Consider the following 24,074-nt stretch of genomic DNA (forward strand, 5'->3'; position numbering starts at 1 on the left):
AACGATAACCTTGTTCTGGCTTTTGACGCTTATTGTTACAATGTTATGATAAGTGGCTGAGGGCAATTGAAATCACGATGACAAGGGAAACGTTTTGAACACGAAAAGCAGAATGCGGTTGTGGCCACGGTTGGCGTTATATGCAATGGCTATTTTGCTATTGGCTGGGTGCTCAAACAATGCAAATCGTGACTATGCCAAGCTGCCGAAAGGCAGTTACAACGACAAATCCTATACCGTTAAAAAGGGTGATACTCTCTATTTTATCGCCTGGATCAGTGACAGTGAAGTCAGTGACATTGCCCGTATCAACAAGCTAAAACCCCCTTATCGGCTGGAAGTTGGACAGAAGTTGCGACTTGATAGTTCGAGTTCAGCGGGGCGTTTGACATCAACTAAACGCAAATCATCGAGTACGGCGTTGGCTAAATCGACACCACCGCCTGGTGCAAGTCGTTGCTGGCGTTGGCCCACCAGCGGCCAAGTTATCTCTAAATATTCGACTGCAGATGGTGGCAACAAAGGGATTGATATTGGAGGTAAACGCGGACAGCCAGTCTATGCATCAGCCAAAGGGAAAGTGGTGTATGTCGGCAATCAGCTGCGAGGCTATGGCAATCTCATCATGATTAAGCACGGCGAGGATTTCATTACCGCTTATGCCCATAACGACACCATGCTGGTGAATAATGGTCAGGATGTTAAGGCTGGGCAGAAAATAGCCACCATGGGAAGCACAGGAACAGATACCATAATGTTGCATTTTCAGATTCGCTACCGGGCAACAGCGCTTGACCCACTGCGCTATCTACCCGCGCAAGGAACGCCACCAAAGTGCTAGTTAATTAACGCTTTTCTTGGGTTTTATGCAATTGCAGATAAGCTCAAGGCTCCTGCTGAGGAGCCTTGAGCTTAATAACAAAGCTATTGATAACTTAGTGAGTGAAGGGTTTACCGCACCTAGGGCCACTCCGGTCGCTTACACGACTACGGCCCCAACGGCACGATTCCCCTTCATTTGACTTTATCAGCAGTCTGAAGGCTCCTCTCCTGCTGAGGAGCCTTGTTTTTTGATACTTATTTCAATCATAAAGCGCGGCAATCATTACGCCAGAATTTGCTTCACAAATGCTTTGATTTCGTCAACCTGACAGTTATCGAAGAAACACTGCTGGAAACGTTCACCGCTTACGGCTGTTTTCACCAATTCCGGATCAATAGCGCGCAGTGTATCCAGATAATTTTCTTTCACTACTGCTGCTTTCACCTGGTTCAAAATACCCGCGTTACGCACTTGCGGCTCTTTACGATCCAATGGGTAGCCTTCACCTTTCACGCCAGTGAACGCTTTCTCAAAGATGTAACGCACATTTAGTTCAGCACCCCAGCCAAAACCTTTGGCGAATGGCAGTGACAGTGCGTTACCGTTGTTAATCTGAGCAAACAGGAAAGCATCTGCTGGATCGATGCAATAACCGCACACTACACCTGGGTGGATGTTCAATGACATCATCGCACCCTGGCCTGTACCACAGCCAGTGACGACGAAATCGACGGCTTTAGCATTAAGCAGGATGCTGGCCATAATCCCCAGATGGATATAAGTCAGATGATGATCGTTCTCATCACTCATACCTACGTTGTATACCGGGTACGCTTTTTCTGAGGCTACGGCGTTCAGCTCTTTCAGGATGATTGCGTTTTTACCCGCTTGGCTGTTTTCCATCATCAGTGCGATTTTCATTTATTATCTCCGTTGCGCCAACGAGCTTCAGCCCATTGGGTATGATAGTTAGACTTGACTGTGCAGACCATAGCAACTTGGAAACAAAATTTCAATTTTAATGAAAGGATGTTTTATAAATATCACATTTCAGAGTTTATCTAGACTAGCTGGAGTTAAGTCTGAGGAAGGAACTTGCAAATCTCTTGGGCGGATCGTTGGAGTCTAACTGATTAGATACAAACTAAAGCCGCGCAACTTTATGGGATCAGTTCGCTCAACTGCGCGGCTTTTCATATCCTTAGTGATGCAACATCTCGTGGACAATGTCATCTTTATCTAACGTTATCGGGTAAAAGGTTGGCCAGTTATCCATTTCGTCCAGTAGCTTCTCTTGCGATTCGTTACTCATATAGACATGAAAATGCTGGGATTTCTGTGGCTCAATGGTATGGTCACTGAATTGGACATATTTCGGGACTTTGGAACTGGCATCTTTGCATTCATATAAATAGCGCACTCCTTTCTTCCCTGAATCATAGTGCATTATTTTAAAACCAGAGTAGCTGTATTGGCAGGAGTTAACCGTTTCCGGGGTATGGAAATCAATAGTGTTGTTCTCAATACCAATCATCGTAATATCAGTTGCATAGCCTTTTTTATAATACTCCCGGTACTCCTCTATTGTTTTATTTTTGTTCTTTTTGGCTTTATCTGCCAGCACCGGATCCAAGTCACCTTGCAACAGATAGGGATTAATCGATTGCCACACACCATCCCAATCACTGAGTGGCCGGTCTTTAACGTCTTTATCTGCAAAGATACCTTCACTTGCTTTGCGTGCTGCTTCAGATTGTTGATGCACATGGCTATGTTTACCATGAGCAAACGAATTAGAACTGGTCAAAGATACGCAGACACTAAGCGCAATGATGGATAGGCGGTACGATTTCATTGGCATGAATAACTCCTGTTGGCTAATATTATTGTAATGTTATATTATTACAACTCCGTCAATCAACAGGTTTCTACTACTTATCAACTCACTACAACCATGTCATTTCCAGCCATCGCCATTCCTGGCTCGGACGCTGTACTCTTTCACCAACCCCCACCAGAGACAGCATCATCGTGTCAGCGATGTGAATATTGGGTGTTTTATCGTTCAGGAAATAAACTCACCCATAACAAATGGCTATCAGGAAGCTGTGGCTGTAATTGACCACCTTTAATGGCTGGCAACCACCAACTTCCTTGCGAAGTGCTAAGTTCATGCGTTTCTGTGTGGCTGATAAGCCATTTTCCCCTCACTACATAGACTAATCCGCCATGTGAAGCAGGAAGTTCTTGCGCTGAGCTAATAGGTATTACGCTTGCCTGCCAGCAGCCACGGCGAGTCATGATATTAAAATCCTGGCTGATCCCCCCTAGTAAATGAGCATGGATGGGTATATCACCAGGGAAAGCAAAAGGTTGTAATGGTGTTGAAAGGGTATGGGCTTCCCAGTGAGGGCTGGAAAGCACGACTCCTTTTCCTGAGAGTAAAGTAATAGATCGGTCAACATTGGGGAATACTGAGAACGGGCCATCCTGCTCAATGGTTGCGATGCTGGCACGCCATGCAAAATCATCACCTCCAACTGGCCAACATGCAATTTCACGGGTTTCACCACCGCCATTTCGCCAACGGCTAACCGGTAAACTGGCAAAATCAAAAACGGTAAAGCTCATCAGACCTCCTGTTGACAGGCTTTTAGTACCGCCAGAAAAGCCTGTGCAGTTTGCTGTTGCATCGGATGATATCTATCCACTATTACCGCATTGCCCGCCACATAAACATCCCGAATTTGCGATTTATCCCCCGCAAATAACCATCGATTCAATAAAGAAGCAGATTCTGTGCCACTAATATAAGGATCATCGCCATCCAAAACTAACCAATCAGCACGATAACCTTCTGCTATCTGACCAATATTGCTACCGCAAGCTTGCCGCCCCCCAGCTAAAGCTTGGGTGTAAAGTAAATCGGCAACCGCTGGATACTGTTCATCAGTCAGACGATTACGACGCTGATCACGCAGGCGCTGCCCATATTCCAACCAACGTAACTCTTCCACTACATTCAGTGAAACATGGCTATCGGAGCCTATTCCCCAGCGACCATGATGCTGTAAATAATCTACTGCCGGGAAGATACCATCCCCCAAATTGGCTTCCGTTGTTGGGCATAATCCGGCAACAGCCTGACTTTTAGCCAACCGAACAAGTTCTGACTCATCCAAATGTGTAGCATGAACCAGGCACCAACGACTGTCGACGTGCAGATGATCGTACAACCACGCCACAGGTCGTTGCCCACTCCAGGCGAGGCAATCGTTGACCTCTTTTTGCTGCTCAGCAATATGGATATGCACTGGCAATTGTTTATCCGATGCCTGCAATATCTCCTGCATTTGACTTAACTCTACAGCGCGCAATGAATGAAAGCATAAGCCTTGATTTTGTAGGGACTGAGTCGCCAGTTGTTTAGTAATAACTTGCTGCTGCTTAAGATAGCTTTCAGTGTTTTGAATAAACCGACGCTGCCCTTGTTGGGCGGGTTGACCACCGAATCCCGCGTAACTGTACAATACGGGTAATAAGGTCATCCCTATTCCAGCGTCTTGCGCAGCTTGACTTAGGTGTAACGTCATCTCTCCCTGATCACTGTATGGGCTACCGTCGGGGCTGTGATGTAAATAATGGAATTCTGCAACTTGGGTGTAGCCACCTTTTAACATTTCGATATATAACTGACGAGCAATCACACCGACATGTTCTGGTGTCAATCGCTGGACTAGTCGATACATCAAATCTCTCCATGTCCAAAAACTGTCCTGAGGATGACCAGCAATCTCAGCTAATCCAGACATCATGCGCTGAAAAGCGTGAGAATGTAGATTAGGCATACCGGGCACTATCGGCCCCGAGAGAATTTGGCAATCCGTATTACTGCTGCCCGTCATAATGCGCTGAATGTTGCCTTGTTCATTGACAGTTATCTGTACGTCATTCGCCCATCCATCTGGTAAGAAAGCACGTTTGGTAAAATAAACTGGCATAGCGATATCCCAATATTTTGTTCAGAGTCAAACGCACTGAGCAGCAGCTGCGTCAATTAATTAAATCACTAACTTGTATATACATATACACACGCTAAATTCAACCGTAGACTTAGCGTATATCTTCTTATCTGACGAGGTTAACGCCGTGGCGGAACAACAAACGACCTTACAATTAAGTCCCGCAATGGACGATACTCCTGCCCCCATTTATCAACGCGTTAAGTTAGCTATCATTCGCCAGATTAGGACTGGAGTCTGGCAGCCCCATCAACGTGTACCATCAGAGAGTGAGCTAGTCGCCGAGTTAGGGGTCAGTCGTATGACCATCAATCGGGCGTTACGCGAACTCACCAGTGAAGGTTTTCTGATCCGCATGCAAGGCGTAGGAACCTTTGTTGCTGAAGCAAAGGCGCACAGTGCCTTACTTGAAGTTCATAATATTGCTGACGAAATCACTGCGCGTGGTCATCGCCATAGTAGTAAAATTTTACAGTTAGAGGCGCGGCCAGCAAGTTCTGAAGAGGCGATTGCTTTAGGCATTCAGCCCGGTCAACAGCTGTTCTATTCGCAAATTGTTCATTACGAGAATGATGTCCCCATTCAGGTCGAGAATCGCTGCGTCAACCCAAGTACTGCGCCCGATTATATGAAGCAGGATTTCAACCAAATCACCCCTTACAGTTACCTCACCCAAGCCGCCCCGCTGACTGAAGGTGAACATATTGTCGAAGCTGTTATTCCCAACCCCCTTGAGCGGCAGTTGCTGCAATTAGAAGAGCATGAACCGTGCCTATTGATTCGACGTAGAACCTGGTATGGAAAAGCAATTGTGACCGCTGCTCAACTGCTTTATCCCGGCTCTCGCTATCAACTCTATGGCCGTTTTACCCCACAAGGTACCGTCACGTCCTGATCAATTTTATTTCTGTGCGAGAAGTGCGAAGTGTTACGCAATTGTTGAAATTCCTATCTTGCCGATAGTGAGTTTATGCGCTAGGTTGTCCATAATTGTATATACAACTAAATTCTGTACGTCTTAGGGAGTCAGATGGTGTCAACAATTCACTGCGACAGTTTGTGGTACGGTGCCGATATCGTGACCATGCGTGGAGGGAAGTATCACCTGATCCCGCAGGGAGCAATCGCGGTGACTGACGGCATAATAGTCTGGATCGGGCCATATAATGAATTACCCAGACTCAGCGCTTCACGCGAGGTCATCTACTCGGGTGGTCTTATCACCCCCGGATTAATTGATTGCCATACCCATTTGGTGTTTGGTGGAGATAGAAGTGCCGAGTTCGAACAACGTCTTAATGGCGTAAGTTATGCAGAAATTGCCGCCAATGGCGGCGGTATCGTGTCAACTGTCAGAGCAACACGAAACACCAGTGAACAGCAATTACTGGAACAAGCTTTATTTCGTCTGAAGCCATTACTTGCTGAAGGGGTAACCTGCATTGAAATTAAATCTGGTTATGGCCTTAGCCTTGAGAGTGAAATGAAAATGCTCCGCGTGGCACGCCAGTTAGGTGAATTATTGCCTGTCACAGTCAAAACGACCTGTCTGGCTGCTCATGCTTTGCCACCCGAATTTGCTGGTCGGGCTGATGATTACATTGATTTCGTTTGCAACACCATTATTCCCCAGGCTGCAAAAGAAAAGCTCGCCGATGCTGTTGATGCTTTTTGTGAATATCTGGCGTTTTCACCCGCTCAAGTTGAACGTGTATTTTTAGCAGCACAACAAGCCGGTTTACCGGTAAAACTGCATGCAGAACAACTTTCTTCGCTCAATGGTAGTACGCTGGCTGCCAAATTTAATGCTATGTCAGCTGATCACCTTGAATACGCAACGGAGTCAGATGTTAGAGCAATGGCTGATGCAGGTACTGTCGCAGTATTGCTACCGGGGGCTTATTATTTATTGCGAGAAACGCAATGCCCTCCAGTTGAACTATTTCGCCAATATAACGTGCCGATGGCATTAGCCAGTGATGCCAATCCGGGAACATCACCAGCCCTCTCACTACGGCTGATGCTCAATATGGCATGCACCTTATTCCGTATGACTCCGGAAGAAGCACTCGCAGGTATCACTTGCCATGCGGCTCAGGCTCTGGGGTTGCAAGAAACTCAAGGAACACTGGAGACAGGTAAATTGGCAAATTGGGTTCATTGGCCATTATCGCACCCTGCTGAATTGGCTTATTGGCTCGGTGGCCAATTACCTGCATCTGTTATTTTCCAAGGAGATGCTCGCCCATGAATCTGGTTGACCCGTTAAATTTCCAGGTTGGAAAACTGCCTTTACTCATCAGTATCCCCCATGCAGGTACACGGCTGACTCCCGCCGTTGAGGCTGGCCTGACAGATGCCGCCCGCCCCCTTTCAGATACTGACTGGCATATTCTTCGTCTCTATGATTTCGCCCATAATATTGGCGTCAGCATGGTTATCGGTAATTATTCCCGCTTAGTGGTTGATCTGAACCGTCCAGAAGATGATCAGCCGCTATATACAACTGCAACTACTGGTTTGTTCCCGGAGACGCTGTTCGATGGCCGCCCCTGTTTTGTACCAGGCAAAACGCCGTCTCCTGAGGAGCGTCAATCCTACTTGTTACACATCTGGCGGCCTTACCACGAGCAAATTCAGTTCGAATTGACGCGACTTAAAGCCAAATTTGGTTATGCATTGCTGCTTGATGCCCATTCAATTGCTTCAGTTATCCCGAGATTATTTGATGGACGACTGCCAGATTTGAATTTTGGGACCAATAGTGGAGCCAGTTGCGCGCCATCGCTAAGCACGAAATTGATTGAGTGTTGCGAACATCAATATGTGTTTAGTCATATATTAAATGGCCGCTTTAAAGGTGGTTACATTACTAGAGCATATGGTTCACCACAGGATCATCAGCATGCGGTGCAGCTCGAGTTATCACAGTTAAACTATATGTCTGAGGCCGAACCATATCCTTATCTACCTGAAAGGGCTGCGCACTTACAACAGTTACTCCAGCAGTTAGTTAATACAATGCTGAAGTGGGGTGAACAACAATATCAGTGCTAATTTATCAGTACTAATTTGTCGTAATCCTTTCTTATCCAACGTTTAATGATTTTAAATGCAAAAAAGGCAGGGATTACCCCGCCTTTTTTATTCACCTATTTCCGACACAGAAAAGGGTAATATTTACTGAATTAACTTAGAAACGGTAAGTCAGGTTAACCGCAACAGTATCGTCGGTACCCAGACCCAGCGGGTTGTTTTCATCCAGCAAGTTAATTTGGTAGTCAACATAGGTAAACATGTTTTTATTGATGTAGTAAGTCACACCAATTTCGGCATATTTCAGCAAATCAGCACTGCCGACGGCATCCAGGTCTTTACCTTTAGACTGAACATAAGCGATAGATGGGCGAATGCCATTTTCGAATTGATATTGAGCAACCAATTCTACGTTCTGGGCTTTGTTCGCGATCAATGCTTTGTATGGTGTCATATTCAGCGTTTCGCCGTACATGGCTGCGATGTAAACCTGATTTGCATCATATTTCAGCGCAGTAGCCCAAGCTTGAGCTTTATCACCAGTAGCACTGTTAGCCAGATTTTTCTGACCCAAGGTACGGTTAGAGTTAGAGTATGCTGCTACGAAGCCAACACCGCTGCCTTCGATATCTTGATAATCAACAGACAAACCATAACCGTCGCCGTTAGCTTTCTGAATTGCGCGCTCATTCTTGGTGGTATCACCATCATCATTGCGGCCCTGATACTGAGCTGCAACATTCAGGCCTTTTACCAGACCGAAGAAGTCAGAGTTACGATAAGTTGCCAGACCGGTTGAGCGGCCGGTCATGTAGTTATCAGTGTATGAGATTGAGTCGCCACCGAACTCGGGCAACATGTCGGTATAAGCCAGTGCGTCGTACACTACGCCATAGTTACGGCCATAATCGAAAGAGCCAAACTCAGCAAATTTCAAACCGGCAAAACCTAAACGGGTTTTATTGCCTTTGTCGCCCTGAGATTCAGCGTTTTTAGCCGCAACGTTATATTCCCACTGGCCGAAACCGGTCAGTTGGCTATTGATCTGTGTTTCACCTTTAAAACCAAAACGCACATAAGTATCATCGGCATTATTATGATTTGTAAAAATGTATTTAGCGGCTACGCGGCCATAAAGATCCAGCTTATTGCCATCTTTATTATAAATTTCTGCTGCGTTTGAGAGAGTAGGAACGATACTCAAGGTGACCGCCAAGGCCAGTACACTGCGCTTCATCATTATTTTTCCTTTAAATTTTAATAAAATTAACCCGCAGACTAAATTAGTTATTTAGCCTCATAAAAGTTAACTTTTAATTTTTTATAGTTACCTGTCTTTGTAAAGCGAATAGACATTATCACTAAGCACGAAAAGTTAAAACGTCAAAAATGAAGATATATAGGTATAAACAGGTAATAAAATGTAACAAAATGTTTTCAATGGAACTTTACATAACTCTTTGATTAGCTGCATTTTTAGGTAATTAGATATAACCAAAAAAGTGCATTAGCACCATTTAGGTGCAAAGTCATTTCAATTTGTTTCTTTTTTGTTCTTTTGAGTGGCTAGATTTGTAAAATGGAATGGATATCACACTTATAATCTATTTTTTATATATAAAAAGCCATTTATTGACTATTTAAAATAAAAATCATCGAGGGATGAGTATCCTATTTGGTGCAACGAAGAAAAGAGCAAATTACAGATTGCATCAATAGGTTTATAAAAAGTATGGCTTTAGATCGTCGTTAATTAGATAGACTTTATCAAGCGGGAGATGAGTTATATAAAATCAAATAAGATATTTTTTGATTTAATGCTGAGAAAATGAACTATTGATGATAGGAAATTATTTTTTACATACCAAATGAGATATATCTCTTAAAATTTAACTTAAGTAAAACGCCCTGTGGTTATATTAACTTACGTTACTATCCAGGGCGGTATGAGTCATATATACCCGTCATACTTCAAGCTGCATGTGCGTTGGTTGCTTTCGTTACTCGTTGTAAGCTTTTGGGAATTAATGAGCCTCATCCTTGAGGCTCACCCTGCGGGCTAGCATAAATGCTGTTCAAATCGGTTCCCGACCGATTTATTTCTCAATTACCCCTTTCCTACAACTCGAATTATTTAGGTATAGCCTGATTTATACTTGTGGTAACTCATTCTCATCCATCTGCACTAACATCATGCCTGCACGCAATCCCAACGCAACTCGCGGATTGGGAAATAAAATCCACTCATATTCATGCTCAACGCGATAATGCTCATTGAGTTGTTCTGTCATCAATGTTCCTTGCGGATAGCGAGTGAAGTTTACCGTGTCATCCGCCACCCACAGCTTAAAATCAGCATGTTGCTTCAGGAGTGATTTAACGACACGATAAAATATCATTGCCTCAGTATATCGAGTCGGCAGTTGCCCTCCGCTGACCAATGCACGTAAGCCCTCAGTGATTGGACTAAACTGCTCGAGCTGATTTTGTCCAAAGGGTAGCGCTTTACCTAATTCCAACGTACAACTGGCCGCCTGGCAGAACTCACTACTGAAGTGGGCAAAGGTTCCTCCCGCCGAGGTATGCATGACTAAGGCATCTAACTCACAATCTTTTAACCAACGTAACATTGCCGCACAATAAGGCGTTGTCCGGTAAGGTAACAAACCAAATCGGTTATGATGTGAACCCCGAATGGCAGTATGCAAATCATAATGTAAGCGTAAAGACAGTGGATCAGGTGCAAAAAACTCTCCCACCTTTTGTTCGAGGACTTCAGCTCGTCTTGCCTCATCAGTTAGTGAATAGTTTTTATAACGCCCACCAAACATGCGATTGATATCTGCGGTGAGATAGCGCTCCCCGGCTCTGATTGCTGGTGGATTACCTAATATCACTAATAAACGTACTACTAATGGCAGCTGACTAGTTAATAGATCAGAGACTAATTGATTTAGAATCTCAATCGGAGCGGTTTCATTTCCATGGATACCGGCCGATAACACCACTGATTGCGAACTGGTAGCATGGGGGGTGAGCATCAACACCCCTTCATCCATCCATTGCCAAGTAAGGTTTGATGTTTCGCCACTAGTGAGTGGCGGAGGAGACCCCGATAGGGTGATTGACAGAAAATCTGGCATCATCGTCCCTTCCCTTTGCTTATCTTTTTCATGGTGCATGCCGTTCGATTTTTGATGTTTCGGTTAAGGATGTTGGAACGGGTATATCGAACCTAAATTGAGTATTTTGGTCAATTCATCTAATGCTTGCCGCCCTTCTTGTAACAATTGTGGGTCAGCCAAGTCCTTAAATTGCAAGCGATCACGATAGTGCTGGTCGACCCAATTATTCAGCGCAACAAACAAAGCGGGTGTCATCATCACTCTGCTATTCACTGCAGCTAACTCAGTATCATTGAGCGCAACACGTAGCCGAAGGCAGGCAGGACCACCACCATTGTGCATACTTTCACGCAGGTCAAATACTCTGACCTCATCAATAGGGCCACCGCTATTTATCAGCTCAGACAGATACTCCCACACTGCGGGACATTCCTGGGATTCTTGTGGAATAACCAGCAGCATCTTGCCATTGGGTTTACTCAGTAACTGGCTGTTAAACAGATAGCTTGATACCGCTTGCGCGACAGTAACTTGTGCTGCGGGCACTTCAATAGTGAACAGCTGTTGCTCAATTCGCCCCATTTTGCGACGCAGATCTTCCATTACTCGGATATCGGGTACAAAGGCATGTTGGTGGTGGAATAACACGTTTTGGTTACTGACCGCGATAACATCATTGTGGAACACCCCTTGGTCGATCACCGCCGGATTCTGCTGCACAAAAACAGCGCGTTCAGGGTCTAACAAGTGCAAACGTGCCACGGCCTCGCTAGCTTCTAATGTTTGGCGCGCTGGATATCGACTGGGCATCGCACCGCTTTCAAGCCCTTGACGGCCATAAACAAAGACCTGAATCGCCGGGCGGTCATACTCTCCCCCCAGGCGATTATGATTAGCTGCACCTTCATCGCCAAATAGCTCAACAGAAGGCAATGCATCGTGGTGAACAAAGTGACGATGATTATTAAAAATGCTTTTTAATATTGCTGACGTAGTATCTGCCTCGATGGCGCGATGAAATTTATTATTTAAATTTGCAACAGTAAAATGAACTCGCCTGTCAGCGCTATCCGCGGAAGGTGATACTGTTGCCGCATTAGCTGTCCACATTGATGAGGCTGAGCTGACCGCCGATAATAGCCGCGGCGATTTGCGCGCCACTTCACTTAATACTTGCTCATCTGAGCCACTAAAACCCAACTGGCGTAAAACTCCCATCGCTGGACGCTCTTGCGGGGGAAGAACGCCTTGCTTATAACCTAAATCGGCCAGCGCTTTCATTTTTAGCAGGCCTTGTTTTGCTGCCAGCCGTGGGTTAGAGAGCATATTTTGATGCTTGGTGGAGGCCTCATTGCCAAAAGACAATCCGGCATAGTGATGTGTTAGCCCAACCAATCCATCGAAGTTAACTTCATATCCTGCCATCGTATTCTCCGTTCGCGCCTATGAATTAATCAGATAAGTCGAATGAAATGCCTGGCGACAGTGTTGCAGGCAGTGTCAGGCTTTCACTTTCGAGTGATGCCATGGGCCAGGCACAATAATCTGCGGCATAAAATGCACTTGGTCGATGATTACCTGAAGCCCCAACCCCGCCAAAGGGAGCTGCACTGGAGGCTCCGGTCAAAGGTTTATTCCAGTTAACAATACCTGCACGAGCTTCCAATAGCAGTTTTTCAAACTGTTGCCTGTCTTCTGAAACCAGGCCAATGGCTAAACCAAATCGGGTTTGATTGGCTATTTTTAGTGCCTGACTAAAATCGCTATAACGGATAACACTCACCAGTGGGCCAAAATACTCTTCATCAGGAACCTCGCTGATGCCAGTGATATCAATGATACCGGGGGTCAAAACCGCGCTTTGGCTGTCAGGCCGGGTCATGGTTAATAAGGCTTTTCCCCCTAATGCCAGCAAATGTTGCTGTGCCGCCAGCATTTTTTCAGCCGCTTGAGATGAAATCACCGCCCCCATAAAGGGGGCCGGTTGGCTATCCCAACGCCCAATACGTAGCGCTTTGCTTACCGCAATGAACCGTTGTAAAAATGCATCACCTTCAGCGCCACTTTTGACCAATAAGCGGCGCGAGCAGGTACAACGCTGACCAGCAGAGATAAAAGCCGACTGAATCGCGAGATTTACCGCGGCATCACAGTCTTTGACCTGCTCAACAATCAGCGCATTATTTCCCCCCATCTCCAACGCCAGAATTTTCTCCGGTTGCCCCGCCAGTTGCCGATGTAAGTGGTAACCGGTATTAGCACTGCCGGTAAACAGTAAACCATCAATATCAGATTGAGCCGCCAGCGCTTCGCCAGTGTCACAGCCGCCCTGAACTAAATTGAGTACACCATCAGGAATGCCTGCCAATTGCCATAACTTGACAGTTTCTTCTGCCGTCACCGGGGTCAGTTCACTGGGTTTGAATACTACCGTATTGCCCGCTAACAAGGCAGGAACAATATGTCCATTGGGCAGATGTCCGGGGAAGTTATAAGGACCAAAGACTGCCAACACGCCATGTGGCCGGTGCCGCAGCACTGAGATAGCGTCCGCCATCGGCGTTTGACTACTACCGGTTCTGGTTTGATAGGCTTGCAACGAAATAGCCACTTTGCCCATCATGGCCTGAACTTCTGTTAGCGTTTCCCAGTGCGGTTTACTGGTTTCCAGGCTTATCGTTCGCGCCAATTGCTGCTTATGTTGTTCAAGTAATGCGGCAAAGCGCTGAATAATCGCCACTCGCTGTTCCAGTGGCGTTCGGGCCCATAGGGGGAAAGCATCACGCGCGGCACGACAAGCTGTGGCGACATCTGCGCTATCAGCACCACGCGCTTGCCACAATAATTGCTGTTCCATTGGGTCATGTTTATCGAAATGAGCACCTTTACCGGTGCGCCACTCCCCCTGAATAAACAGTGCAGGATGGGTCATTTTTTGTTCTCCGGTGCAAAAAGGCTGACTATCCGAACTACATCGCCCGCCATCACATCCAGTGCCGCTGCATTGTCAGTGGTTAAATGCAGAGATTCGTCTGATAGATGGGTGTTAATCAATATGGAACGAAAATCTTGGTAACGGTCATTGGCCACTAAATAAGCGCTACCACTTGGATCAATATCAATATCATCAATAACCACTTTTCGCTGACTGCTATCACGTACAGCCCGCACTTCGTCGGTGTTGGCTTCCAAAGTCGGCCCACCATCAAAAATATCGACATATCCCTGATATTGCAGGCCTTCAGTCTCCAGAACCGCGCGAGCAGGCGCGGTATGAGGATGAACCTGGCCTATCACCGCACGAGCTTCTTCTGCCAAAAAATCCACATACAGCGGGTGTTTCGGCATCAGTTCGGCAATAAACGCTTTTTGCCCCGTTCCACTCAGGTAATCGGCTTTTGCAAATTCGATAGAGAAAAAGTGACGACCGACATTTTCCCAAAATGGTGAACGGCCTTGTTCATCGGTGTAACCGCGCATCTCGGCAATCAATTTGCGCGAAAAGTGCTGGCGAAATGCGGCGATAAACAGAAATCGAACTTTCGATAAGAAGGGGCCGTTTTTATCTTTGCGATATTCAGGATCAAGAAACAGTGTGCAGAGTTCGCTATAGCCAGTGTGGTCATTGCTCAAAAACAGCGTCGGCACCGATTTGTACACATTGAGGGTTTTAGAGGCATGAACCAGTGTTCCCACGCGGAAGTTATACCAAGGGTCATTCATTCCCACAGCCACTTCTATCGCACTGACGCCCACCACTTTTTCTCGCTCAGTGTCTTCTAATACGAACAAGTAACCTTGCTCACCCGCAGCCAAAGAACCTTGCCAGGTATTTAATGCACGCTCAATTCTGGCGGCGAGGTGTTGCTCATTTTGTGGCAGTGAGGTCATGCCAACGCCAGTTTTCCCAGCCAACTCCAGAATATCGGCTAAATCACGGCGTTCTACCGGGCGAACTCTCATCATATTCAAGGTCCTTGCTGACTGCCGAAGTATTACGGCTTATGTATTACGACTTAGCCTTACGACAGACCTGCTCAATACCCATAGCAAGTCGGGCCAAGCCCTCTTTAATATCGTGCTGAGAAATAATTAGTGATGGGGCAAAGCGGACGACATCGGGACCAGCAATCAAGGCAATTAGCCCATGCTGAGCTGCGGCCTGAATGATGTCTTTAGATTTGCCGGCATAATCACTGTTCAGCACACAGCCGATCAACAAGCCGCGCCCGCGTATTTCGGCGAAAACCTTGTAACGCGCGTTGATATCTGCCAACCCCTCCAGGAACCATTGGTGCCGCTCTTTCACACCCGACAATACAGCTGGTGTATTGATGAGAGATAAAACAGTGCCCGCCACCGCACAAGCTAATGGATTACCGCCGTAAGTTGTCCCGTGACTGCCGACATTCAGTGCACTAGCATATTTTGTTGTCGTCAGCATGGCGGCTATCGGGAACCCGCCCCCAAGAGCTTTGGCGCTGGTCAGGACATCAGGGGTGACGCCATAATGCATGTAGGCATACAACTCACCAGTACGGCCAACACCGGTTTGTACTTCATCAAAAATCAGTACAGCATTATGGCGATCACACAATGCACGCAGGCCATGCAGAAACTCGCTATCTGCGGGTAATACGCCCCCTTCGCCCTGAATCGGCTCGACGATCACCGCGCAAGTTTGATCGGTAATAAGGGCTTCGGCAGAGGCCAGATCATTGAAAATACCGTGGCTAATCCCCCCCGGCAACGGAGCAAAATCCTGCGAGTACTTGGGCTGGCCTCCCGCCGAAACGGTAAACAGTGTCCGACCATGAAATGCGTTTCTAAAGGCAACGATCTGGTTCTTTTCACCCTGCTGTCCCGGCTTATTAGCAAAATTATCCAAGGCATATTTACGCGCCAATTTCAGTGCTGCTTCATTGGCTTCAGCTCCTGAATTACAGAAAAATACTTTTTCAGCGAAGGTGGCATCAATCAGTTGTTTTGCCAGTCGCAATACCGGTTCATTGGTATAACCATTTCCCAAATGCCATACTTTGTCTGCTTGCTCAATCAATGCGGCTTTTACGGCCGGATGCCCATGTCCTAGGGCATTGACGGCAATCCCCCCCGCAAAATCGATATAAGATTTACCCTGTTGATCCCACAGTGTCGCCCCTTCACCTCGTACCACAATAAAGTCAGCTGGAGCATAAGTTGGGACGATCCATTCATCAAAAGACTGCCGGGTAACCGGGATTGGCTGTTCCATAGTGGCCTCTTTAATCAGCGTAAATATGGGTTGAGAGACTTGTTGTTTGAGAGGCCGACTGTTTGAGTCGGCATTTGTTGAAAGGCTTATTGCCAGGAATCACCCTGCCGCCCAACAAAATCTCTTATTCTGTTAACAATAAAGAATGAAATATATTCACCTGATATAAAGTGTAGAGCAGCTTTCGTGCCACACCGTTCATAATGTGAATAAAATGTATAAACCTCATTAAAACAAAGTTTTAATTTGCATAATTATGCAAAACACTCGCATTCATACTGTGTATTGAACTTCAAAATGACCAATTAGAGGGGGTTGGCTCGAAATTGTATGCATTGGTAGCTAATGTTGATTTTTGCCCTATCAGATCACACTTTTGCAACATAAAAACAACACCAGAGATTCTTATGCCCTATAAATGAGCAGTCAATGCATCAATTTAGTCCATTCCTGCTATCGGGAAAGGGAGGATAAAAGGATGGGCAAAGGATGGGCAAAGACGTTTATGCATAACAAGTGCAACAATAAGGCGATGAGTTCAACAGCAGATCATGCGGTCATGGCCCCATTTTCTGGAGCCTTCAGCATTAGGCGATTAGAGAGGGGAAATGGCAGGACTAGCGCGAGCGATAATCAACACCGCTGGTCAATTGAGTTATCAGCATAGCCAGAATTTGGATGGCTTTTTCGCTTTGCTCCGACCAGGCAAATGAAGCATTGAGGCGAAAACAGTGGTCGAACTGATTGCCGGTGGTAAACATCCGTCCTGGTGCAATACTGACGCCCTGCGCCAACGCTCGCCGATATAATTCACTGGCATTAAATGGCGGTTCCAATTCCAGCCACAGGAAGTAGCCTCCAGATGGATGGCTGATTTTGACGTTCTTGGGAAAGTGTTCAACCACCGCCTGACGCAGCGCGTTTAGCCGCTGTTCCATCATACGACGCAACCGGCGCAGATGAGTATCGTACCCTCCTTGGCTGAGATAATCAGCAATAGCTAACTGAGTCGGAACACTGGCCGAAACGGTACTCATCAATTGCAAATGTTGCACCCGCTGTGCATGTTCCCCCGCAGCCACCCAACCGACACGAAATCCGGGAGCCAGACATTTTGAAAAAGAGGAGCAATGCAGAATTTGGCGGTGTTGATCGAGTGCTTTGGCCGGCAAGGGGCGCTCAGAACCGAAGTACAGCTCACCATAAACATCATCTTCAATTAACGAAATATTATTCTGTTGTAGCAGCGCCACCAGCCGTTTTTTCTGAGGCCAGGACATCGTGCTACCCAGCGGATTCTGGAAGTGCGTCATCAACCAACACGCCTTGATCGGATACTGGCTGATGACCTGCTCAAGAGCATCAAGATCCATCCCATTTTGCGGGTGCGTGGTAATAGCAATAGCTTTTAAACGCAGGCGCTCTATGGCCTGTAGCGCACCATAAAACGCTGGGGATTCAATAACAACCCAATCTCCGGGCTGAGTCACCGCCTGTAAACTCAGGCTAAGGGACTCCATCGCACCAGCAGTAATCACAATCTCTTCGGGTGAAACATTCATCCCACTGGTGGCATAACGCTGAGCAATATTACGGCGCAAACTTTCATTACCCGGCGGTAAGTTAGTGACAGAGCTTTGGGGTGATATTTTACGGGCAACGCCTGCCAGGGCACGTGACAACCGGGGTTGCAGCAATAAGCTCGGATCGGGAAATGCCGAGCCAAACGGCATGATGGCTGGGTCTTTTCCCGCCTGTAATACATCAAAAATAAAAGTGTTAATGTCGACTTGCTCGTCCAGATGCAGTTTTTTTCCCCGCTGAGGTTGCGGCAACTGGGTTGGACGCGAAGCAACATAATATCCCGACTGTGGGCGGGCCACGATCCATCCCTGACTTTCCAGTAACTGATAAGACTGCACCACAGTCATTAAGCTTAAACCCGATTGCTTACAACTTTCGCGCAGGGATGGCAGCTTGTCACCCGCCTGCCAGACCTTGGATTGTATTTGCGCGCGGATTTGTTGCGCTAACTGTTCATATCGAGTCATAAGCCAACTGTTATAGGTAAGATTGAATTAATTGTCACTATTATAGTCACTTTAACTTATGGTTAACTAACTGCCAAGTTTACTCCGCGAAATAATTGCCCGTGCCGATGTCACTGAATCGTCACTATGGCGCGATTTCTTCTATCGTTTGATGAGGCAGTACCATGTTTTTAGCGAGGTCGCTATCTTTGGCTTAACCGCTCTCGAGTTGGCCAGAATCCAATTCGCTTTCACCATTTCGTTCCATATTATTTTCCCGGCTATCACTATTGGTCTTGCCAGTTTTCTGGCGGTACTCGAAGGATTATGGCTAAAAACCAAAAATGAAGATTACCGCGACCTCTACCATTTCTGGTCAAAAATCTTTGCCGTCAACTTTGGTATGGGCGTGGTTTCCGGCTTGGTTATGGCCTACCAGTTTGGTACCAACTGGAGCTTTTTCTCAGAATTTGCCGGTAGCATCACTGGCCCGCTGCTAACTTATGAAGTCTTGACCGCCTTCTTCCTCGAAGCCGGTTTCTTGGGTGTGATGCTATTTGGCTGGAATCGTGTTGGCCCCGGCTTACATTTCTTTGCCACCTGCATGGTGGCATTGGGAACACTCATGTCAACCTTCTGGATTCTGGCCTCGAATAGCTGGATGCAGACACCACAAGGTTTTGAAGTCATTAATGGGCAAGTGGTGCCAGTTGACTGGTTAAAAGTGATCTTTAACCCCTCCTTCCCCTACCGCCTATTACACATGTCGACCGCTGCTTTCCTGGCCTCAGCCTTCTTTGTTGGGGCTTCCGCCGCCTGGCATTTGCTGCGAAAACGCGATACTCCGGCGATGCGGAAAATGTTGTCGATGGCAATGTGGATGGCTTTGATTGTTGCCCCACTCCAAGCGGTTATTGGTGATGCTCACGGCCTTAATACGCTGGAATATCAGCCAGCCAAAATTGCAGCCATTGAGGGGCACTGGGAAAATAAACCCGGTGAACCTACCCCACTCATTCTGTTTGGCTGGCCAGACATGAAACAAGAGAAAACCCATTTCGCACTGGAAATCCCATATTTAGGCAGTCTTATCCTGACTCACAGTCTGGATAAGCAGATCCCGGCGCTGAAATCTTTTCCACCCGAAGACCGTCCTAATTCAACCATCGTATTTTGGTCTTTCCGCATTATGGTCGGATTAGGCATGTTGATGATTTTGTCAGGTTTTTGGAGTTTATGGCTGCGTTGGCGTGGCGCTTTGTATCAGTCTCGTCCCTTCCTTTACTTTGTGCTATGGATGGGGCCATCAGGACTGATTGCCATTCTGGCGGGGTGGTTTACTACCGAAGTGGGTCGTCAGCCTTGGATCGTCTATGGTTTGCAGCGCACCAGTGACGCGGTGTCGTCACACGGTGAAATGCATATGAGCATCAGCTTGCTGATATTTATCCTGGTGTATGGCTCGGTCTTTGGTGTGGGCTACGCCTATATGATGCGGCTGATCCGCAAAGGGCCAATCGCCCATGAAGGGCGCCAGCAAGATAGAGGTGGGCCCGGTCAACACGCAACGCCTGCCAGACCACTATCGGCAGTTAGCGATGCCAATACTGATAGCGGCATATTGACCACTGACCATAACCAAAACAGGAGCTAATGATGGGTATCGATCTTCCACTGATTTGGTTTGTTATCATTGTATTCAGCACCATGATGTATGTGGTAATGGATGGTTTTGATTTAGGGATTGGCATCCTGTTTCCGCTGGTAAAAAGCAGCAGTGACCGGGACTTGATGATGAACAGCGTCGCCCCAGTCTGGGATGGCAACGAAACCTGGCTGGTACTCGGTGGCGCAGCTTTACTGGGCGCTTTCCCGCTGGCTTACGCGGTTATTCTTGATGCGCTGGCGATTCCGCTGACGTTAATGCTGCTGGGTTTGATTTTCCGCGGTGTCGCATTCGAATTCCGCTTTAAAGCTACGCCGGAAAAACAGCATATCTGGGATAAAGCCTTTATTGGCGGTTCGCTGGTCGCCACATTTACCCAGGGAATGGTGGTCGGTGCTTTTATTCACGGATTCCCGGTCATCGGCCGTAGTTACAGTGGCGGGCCATTTGACTGGTTTACCCCCTTTGCGCTGTTTTGTGGCTTAGGGCTGGTCATTGCCTATGCCCTGCTTGGCTGTACCTGGCTCATTATGAAAACTGACGATCATGTACAGCAAGTGATGCATAGACTGGCCCGCCCACTGACCCTGATGATGTTGCTTATTATTGCCATTATTAGTATTTGGACACCACTGACTCACCCACAGATTGCTGCACGCTGGTTCAACCTGCCTAATTTATTCTGGTTCCTACCGGTACCTATATTGGTGCTCTTCGCCAGTTGGGCACTACTGCGCGCAGTCAAGCATGGCGAACATTATGCTCCCTTCCTATTGATCTTGTTGTTAGTGTTTTTAGGCTACAGCGGCTTGGGTATCAGTATTTGGCCTTATCTTATTCCGCCATCAATTACCTTATGGCAGGCCGCGGCTCCTCCGCAAAGTTTGGGATTCATGCTGGTCGGCGCACTTTTTATTATTCCAATCATTCTGGTTTATACCTTCTGGAGCTACTACGTATTCCGTGGGAAAATCAATCACGAACAGGGTTATCACTGAATGATGAAATCACCATCACCATCTCAACCACTTGAGCCAGTAAAGTCTCCTTGGTGGAAGAGAGTCGGTTGGATGTTACTTATCTGGTGCAGTAGTGTGCTGGCTTTATTGGCAGTTTCTATGCTGTTCCGTATGATGATGACAGCCGCCGGCATGAAGTCTCATTAGCGCTCACGCTGTGGGATAAACAACGGCAAGGTTGCCAGCTTATTAATGACAGGGATCCCGCTTTATGAAACGTTACCTAATTCCATTAGTTAATCAGATTGCATTGCTGATGATACTACTGGGCATGTTGGGGCTGGCTGGTATGACGATCTCGTCATGGATGGCCCAAAGCATTCAAGGTAATGCACACGCAATCAATAAAGCGGGTTCTCTGCGGATGCAAAGTTACCGGCTGCTTTCTATGGTGCCATTAGATAAAGAGGATCTCCCCTATTTAGCGGCACTGGAGCAGGACAAAACCAGTGATGATTTACAACACGCCCTTCAGCGGGAGGGGTTAACCCGTCAATACCAACAAATAGAACGTTACTGGCAAGACACCTTAAAACCGCAACTGCTACAAGCTAAGCAGCCCGATGATGTTGCCGTCAATGTGGCCGATTTTGTCCACCAGCTTGATGCATTGGTATTAGCCATTGACCATAAAACCGAGCAGCGTCTACTGCTGATGACGATGATTCAGTTAGTGTTCATTGTGTTGACTCTGGGCTTGATGCTCGCCACCATTTATTATCTTCGCCGCCGTTTATTGCGTCCGTGGCTGCAACTGATCTCAATGGCGAATGCCATCGGACGCGGTGATTTCAGCAAGCGCTTCTCTCTGCCTTATCAGCGCGATGAGATGGGAATGTTGGGCACAGCACTGAATAGAATGTCGCAGGAGCTGTCTGTGATATACAGTGATTTGGAGCAGAGAGTTGCGCAGAAAACAGCTGATTTACAACAGAAAAACCAGGTACTGGCGTTTCTTTATCACAGCAGTCGTCAACTGCATACCACTCAACCATTAAGTGAGCGTTTGGTGCCTGTCATCGAACAATTGCAAACGCTGACACCGCTAGAAAATGTGCAAATCTGTTTATACGAGAATCACCTTTATCGCTCACACCTGGCTGACCAATTGGATGGTGAATATTTACCGCCACAAAATCGCCCGACACAATTAACCATTAGCGGGTCACTCATTGCCACGAACCCACCCACCGCGCGGGAATCACTCAGCTGGAGTTTGAGTGATAAGCTGGGTCAATATGGTTTATTACTGGCAAAGCTCCCTTCAGAAACACCGCTTAACTCCGATCAGCAACAGTTGGTGAATATGTTGGTCGAACAATTGACCAGCACATTGGCCCTGGAAAGCCAGGCGAGACATCAGCAGCAACTCCTGTTGATGGAGGAGCGTTCAGCCATTGCGCGCGAACTGCATGACTCAATCGCGCAATCTCTTTCCTGCCTCAAAATACAAATTAGTTGTTTGCAGATGCAAGTTCCGGACATGCCCGAACCCAGTAAGCTATTGATACAGCAAATGCGCGACGAACTTAATATCGCTTACCGCCAACTGCGGGAGTTGCTGACCACATTTCGCTTGAAACTCAATGAAGCGACATTGCAAGCCGCCCTCCAAAACTTAGTTAATGAATTCAGCGAGCGTGCCAACTTACCCATTACACTCGATTTCAACTTACCATCAGACTCTATTCCCAACCATCAAGCCATTCACATGGTCAACATAGCCCGTGAAGCGCTGAATAATATTTATAAACATGCCCACGCCACTGAGGCCACTGTTAAAGTCACTGCGAAGCAAGGTGATATCGTCATGTCAATCCTCGACAATGGCTGTGGCATTGGTCAAGCCAGTAAACGGCCGAATCATTACGGTCTAATGATTATGCAAGACCGAGCTGCCACCCTGCATGGGTATTGTGATATCCGCCAACGGGAAGAAGGGGGAACAGAAGTACAGGTACGATTTACGCCGGAAAATGATGACCTTGACTGACAATATGACATAATCGCCAGCCGACTCACATAGGGACTAAATCTGGTAATCAATCACAATTTCGTCAGCCGTTTCTGCCAACACTTTCTCTTTAATATCATGCACAGAAAGTGTTGGATTGCAGAGTTGAATGAAGAACCAGATAAAGTTACGTTGTAACTGACCTCGTTTTAATCCTAACCACACTGTATTCGCATCAAACAAGTGCTCTGCATTAAGGCGCACCAGCCCCTTGTCACGATGTGCTTCATACGACATATCCGCCAGAATCCCTACACCCATGCCCAGCTCAACATAGGTTTTGATCACATCAGAATCTTGTGCACTGAGGGCAATATCGGGGGTTAATCCGGCATTTTTGAAGGCATTGTCCAACCGTGATCGGCCGGTTATTCCTTGACGATAAGTAATTAATGGCAAGTTACTCAAGGTTTCCAGCGTGATGTTTGGCTCTTGCGTTAATGGGTGATTTTCTGGTACCACAATCGCGTGATGCCAACGGTAATAAGGAAATGCTGCGATAGATTCATCACTCATCAGTACTTCAGTGGCAATCCCAATATCAGCCTCACCGGATTGCAGCATAGCCGCAATTTCTTGTGGATTTCCCTGGCTAATAACCAGTTTGACCTGTGGATACAGCAGACGGAACTCTTTTATCACCCGCGGTAAACTGTAACGGGCTTGAGTATGCGTGGTGGCAATATGTAACTGCCCGCTATCATTATTGCTAAAAACGTCAGCCAGACGGCGAATTTGATTCGCATCATTTAACATGCGCTCTGCGACTGTCAGTAACTCTTTGCCCGGCTCAGTCATTCCCAACAGGCGTTTTCCACGCCGAATAAATATCTCAATACCCAATTCTTCTTCTAACTCGCGAATATGCCTACTCACACCTGATTGCGAGGTAAATAATGTGTTTGCCACTTCAGTCAGATTGTAATTACAACGGGCTGATTCCCGAATAATTTTAAGCTGTTGGAAATTCATACTTTACCCCTTTCATTCTGATTGATGTACAGAATCGCGGGGATAGTAGAGACAAACAAATACAAAAAAACCGTTGTTTATGTTTTTTTGTACTAAGCAAAGTTGATGACTTA

At 46.7% G+C, this 24,074-nt stretch carries 20 protein-coding genes; 8 read left to right on the top strand and 12 right to left on the bottom strand.

Translation table 11 applies throughout. From position 1 onward, the window contains the following. Positions 1–112: 112 nt before the first annotated feature. Positions 113–841 (top strand): amidase activator ActS, encoded by a 729-nt coding sequence (gene actS / locus ACF3VQ_RS11835; RefSeq protein ID WP_392435548.1) that lies wholly within the window; start codon positions 113–115, stop codon positions 839–841. A 264-nt stretch (positions 842–1,105) separates the two neighbouring features. Here the strand turns inward: actS and ACF3VQ_RS11840 are convergent, their stop codons facing one another. From ACF3VQ_RS11840 to ACF3VQ_RS11855, 4 genes are all read right to left on the bottom strand, one after another. Continuing rightward, positions 1,106–1,744 carry an RpiB/LacA/LacB family sugar-phosphate isomerase gene (locus tag ACF3VQ_RS11840; protein ID WP_392431043.1) on the bottom strand — a complete coding sequence of 213 codons (639 nt, stop codon included), beginning with the start codon at positions 1,742–1,744 and terminating at the stop codon, positions 1,106–1,108. 280 nt (positions 1,745–2,024) lie between these two features. Beyond that, complete coding sequence (zinT, locus tag ACF3VQ_RS11845; protein WP_392431045.1) at positions 2,025–2,684, bottom strand: metal-binding protein ZinT; 660 nt, start codon at positions 2,682–2,684, stop codon at positions 2,025–2,027. A gap of 197 nt (positions 2,685–2,881) precedes the next feature. After that, positions 2,882–3,454: a HutD family protein gene (locus ACF3VQ_RS11850; protein ID WP_392431047.1), complete on the bottom strand. Its 573-nt coding sequence runs from the start codon at positions 3,452–3,454 to the stop codon at positions 2,882–2,884. Beyond that, on the bottom strand, positions 3,454–4,824 hold the full coding sequence (locus ACF3VQ_RS11855; RefSeq protein WP_392431049.1) for a formimidoylglutamate deiminase: 1,371 nt from the start codon (positions 4,822–4,824) through the stop codon (positions 3,454–3,456). Before ACF3VQ_RS11855 ends, ACF3VQ_RS11850 begins: the two co-directional genes overlap by 1 nt. Before the next feature lie 148 nt (positions 4,825–4,972). Here ACF3VQ_RS11855 and hutC point away from each other — a divergent pair, with 148 nt between their 5' ends. The 3 genes from hutC to hutG all read left to right on the top strand — a co-directional run bounded on the left by hutC (position 4,973) and on the right by hutG (position 7,902). Then, complete coding sequence (gene hutC, locus ACF3VQ_RS11860) at positions 4,973–5,740, top strand: histidine utilization repressor (protein ID WP_392431051.1); 768 nt, start codon at positions 4,973–4,975, stop codon at positions 5,738–5,740. A gap of 135 nt (positions 5,741–5,875) precedes the next feature. Next, on the top strand, positions 5,876–7,096 hold the full coding sequence (gene hutI, locus ACF3VQ_RS11865; protein WP_392431053.1) for an imidazolonepropionase: 1,221 nt from the start codon (positions 5,876–5,878) through the stop codon (positions 7,094–7,096). Continuing rightward, a complete protein-coding gene (hutG, locus tag ACF3VQ_RS11870) occupies positions 7,093–7,902 on the top strand; it encodes an N-formylglutamate deformylase (protein ID WP_392431055.1) in 810 nt (269 codons plus the stop codon). Before hutI ends, hutG begins: the two co-directional genes overlap by 4 nt. 136 nt (positions 7,903–8,038) lie before the next feature. On the opposite strand, the gene ACF3VQ_RS11875 is transcribed toward hutG, so the two are convergent. The 7 genes from ACF3VQ_RS11875 to ACF3VQ_RS11905 all read right to left on the bottom strand — a co-directional run bounded on the left by ACF3VQ_RS11875 (position 8,039) and on the right by ACF3VQ_RS11905 (position 18,311). Further along, complete coding sequence (locus ACF3VQ_RS11875) at positions 8,039–9,121, bottom strand: porin (protein ID WP_392431057.1); 1,083 nt, start codon at positions 9,119–9,121, stop codon at positions 8,039–8,041. A gap of 910 nt (positions 9,122–10,031) precedes the next feature. Next, a complete protein-coding gene (gene astE, locus ACF3VQ_RS11880) occupies positions 10,032–11,024 on the bottom strand; it encodes a succinylglutamate desuccinylase (RefSeq protein WP_392435549.1) in 993 nt (330 codons plus the stop codon). A 63-nt stretch (positions 11,025–11,087) separates the two neighbouring features. Beyond that, positions 11,088–12,431, bottom strand: coding sequence for an N-succinylarginine dihydrolase (astB, locus tag ACF3VQ_RS11885; protein ID WP_392431059.1), 1,344 nt, complete (start codon positions 12,429–12,431; stop codon positions 11,088–11,090). 25 nt (positions 12,432–12,456) lie between these two features. After that, the gene (gene astD, locus ACF3VQ_RS11890; RefSeq protein WP_392431061.1) at positions 12,457–13,938 is read right to left on the bottom strand and encodes a succinylglutamate-semialdehyde dehydrogenase; all 1,482 of its coding nucleotides are present in this window, start codon (positions 13,936–13,938) and stop codon (positions 12,457–12,459) included. Beyond that, the gene (gene astA / locus ACF3VQ_RS11895) at positions 13,935–14,972 is read right to left on the bottom strand and encodes an arginine N-succinyltransferase (protein WP_392431063.1); all 1,038 of its coding nucleotides are present in this window, start codon (positions 14,970–14,972) and stop codon (positions 13,935–13,937) included. The genes astD and astA overlap by 4 nt, the downstream gene beginning before the upstream one ends. A 43-nt stretch (positions 14,973–15,015) precedes the next feature. Then, positions 15,016–16,260 (bottom strand): aspartate aminotransferase family protein, encoded by a 1,245-nt coding sequence (locus tag ACF3VQ_RS11900; protein WP_049526497.1) that lies wholly within the window; start codon positions 16,258–16,260, stop codon positions 15,016–15,018. A 617-nt stretch (positions 16,261–16,877) separates the two neighbouring features. Further along, complete coding sequence (locus ACF3VQ_RS11905; protein WP_392431064.1) at positions 16,878–18,311, bottom strand: PLP-dependent aminotransferase family protein; 1,434 nt, start codon at positions 18,309–18,311, stop codon at positions 16,878–16,880. 184 nt (positions 18,312–18,495) lie between these two features. Between ACF3VQ_RS11905 and ACF3VQ_RS11910 the strand changes: the two genes are divergently transcribed. The 4 genes from ACF3VQ_RS11910 (at position 18,496) to narX (ending at position 22,968) form a co-directional block, all read left to right on the top strand. Further along, the gene (locus ACF3VQ_RS11910) at positions 18,496–19,944 is read left to right on the top strand and encodes a cytochrome ubiquinol oxidase subunit I (RefSeq protein WP_392435551.1); all 1,449 of its coding nucleotides are present in this window, start codon (positions 18,496–18,498) and stop codon (positions 19,942–19,944) included. A 2-nt stretch (positions 19,945–19,946) separates the two neighbouring features. Then, complete coding sequence (gene cydB, locus ACF3VQ_RS11915; protein ID WP_392435553.1) at positions 19,947–20,954, top strand: cytochrome d ubiquinol oxidase subunit II; 1,008 nt, start codon at positions 19,947–19,949, stop codon at positions 20,952–20,954. After that, entirely contained in the window at positions 20,955–21,122 is a 168-nt protein-coding gene (locus ACF3VQ_RS11920; RefSeq protein ID WP_392431066.1) for a DUF2474 domain-containing protein, read from the top strand. A gap of 64 nt (positions 21,123–21,186) precedes the next feature. Further along, on the top strand, positions 21,187–22,968 hold the full coding sequence (gene narX / locus ACF3VQ_RS11925; RefSeq protein ID WP_392431068.1) for a nitrate/nitrite two-component system sensor histidine kinase NarX: 1,782 nt from the start codon (positions 21,187–21,189) through the stop codon (positions 22,966–22,968). Between the two features lie 36 nt (positions 22,969–23,004). On the opposite strand, the gene cbl is transcribed toward narX, so the two are convergent. Then, a complete protein-coding gene (cbl, locus tag ACF3VQ_RS11930) occupies positions 23,005–23,961 on the bottom strand; it encodes an HTH-type transcriptional regulator Cbl (protein ID WP_392431070.1) in 957 nt (318 codons plus the stop codon). Between the last annotated feature and the right edge of the window lie 113 nt (positions 23,962–24,074).

This window comes from Yersinia fenwicki (genome assembly GCF_043099325.1).
GTDB lineage: Bacteria > Pseudomonadota > Gammaproteobacteria > Enterobacterales > Enterobacteriaceae > Yersinia.

What these genes read in the sequence shown, in the direction of transcription:
- ACF3VQ_RS11900 (WP_049526497.1), bottom strand. Translation starts at nt 16,260, where the DNA reads ATGGAACAGCCAATCCCGGTTACCCGGCAGTCTTTTGATGAATGGATC.
- actS (WP_392435548.1), top strand. Translation starts at nt 113, where the DNA reads ATGCGGTTGTGGCCACGGTTGGCGTTATATGCAATGGCTATTTTGCTA.
- hutG (WP_392431055.1), top strand. Translation starts at nt 7,093, where the DNA reads ATGAATCTGGTTGACCCGTTAAATTTCCAGGTTGGAAAACTGCCTTTA.
- astA (WP_392431063.1), bottom strand. Translation starts at nt 14,972, where the DNA reads ATGATGAGAGTTCGCCCGGTAGAACGCCGTGATTTAGCCGATATTCTG.
- cydB (WP_392435553.1), top strand. Translation starts at nt 19,947, where the DNA reads ATGGGTATCGATCTTCCACTGATTTGGTTTGTTATCATTGTATTCAGC.
- zinT (WP_392431045.1), bottom strand. Translation starts at nt 2,684, where the DNA reads ATGCCAATGAAATCGTACCGCCTATCCATCATTGCGCTTAGTGTCTGC.
- ACF3VQ_RS11905 (WP_392431064.1), bottom strand. Translation starts at nt 18,311, where the DNA reads ATGACTCGATATGAACAGTTAGCGCAACAAATCCGCGCGCAAATACAA.
- ACF3VQ_RS11875 (WP_392431057.1), bottom strand. Translation starts at nt 9,121, where the DNA reads ATGATGAAGCGCAGTGTACTGGCCTTGGCGGTCACCTTGAGTATCGTT.
- astE (WP_392435549.1), bottom strand. Translation starts at nt 11,024, where the DNA reads ATGCCAGATTTTCTGTCAATCACCCTATCGGGGTCTCCTCCGCCACTC.
- cbl (WP_392431070.1), bottom strand. Translation starts at nt 23,961, where the DNA reads ATGAATTTCCAACAGCTTAAAATTATTCGGGAATCAGCCCGTTGTAAT.
- hutI (WP_392431053.1), top strand. Translation starts at nt 5,876, where the DNA reads ATGGTGTCAACAATTCACTGCGACAGTTTGTGGTACGGTGCCGATATC.
- narX (WP_392431068.1), top strand. Translation starts at nt 21,187, where the DNA reads ATGAAACGTTACCTAATTCCATTAGTTAATCAGATTGCATTGCTGATG.
- astD (WP_392431061.1), bottom strand. Translation starts at nt 13,938, where the DNA reads ATGACCCATCCTGCACTGTTTATTCAGGGGGAGTGGCGCACCGGTAAA.
- ACF3VQ_RS11840 (WP_392431043.1), bottom strand. Translation starts at nt 1,744, where the DNA reads ATGAAAATCGCACTGATGATGGAAAACAGCCAAGCGGGTAAAAACGCA.
- ACF3VQ_RS11920 (WP_392431066.1), top strand. Translation starts at nt 20,955, where the DNA reads ATGATGAAATCACCATCACCATCTCAACCACTTGAGCCAGTAAAGTCT.
- ACF3VQ_RS11855 (WP_392431049.1), bottom strand. Translation starts at nt 4,824, where the DNA reads ATGCCAGTTTATTTTACCAAACGTGCTTTCTTACCAGATGGATGGGCG.
- ACF3VQ_RS11850 (WP_392431047.1), bottom strand. Translation starts at nt 3,454, where the DNA reads ATGAGCTTTACCGTTTTTGATTTTGCCAGTTTACCGGTTAGCCGTTGG.
- astB (WP_392431059.1), bottom strand. Translation starts at nt 12,431, where the DNA reads ATGGCAGGATATGAAGTTAACTTCGATGGATTGGTTGGGCTAACACAT.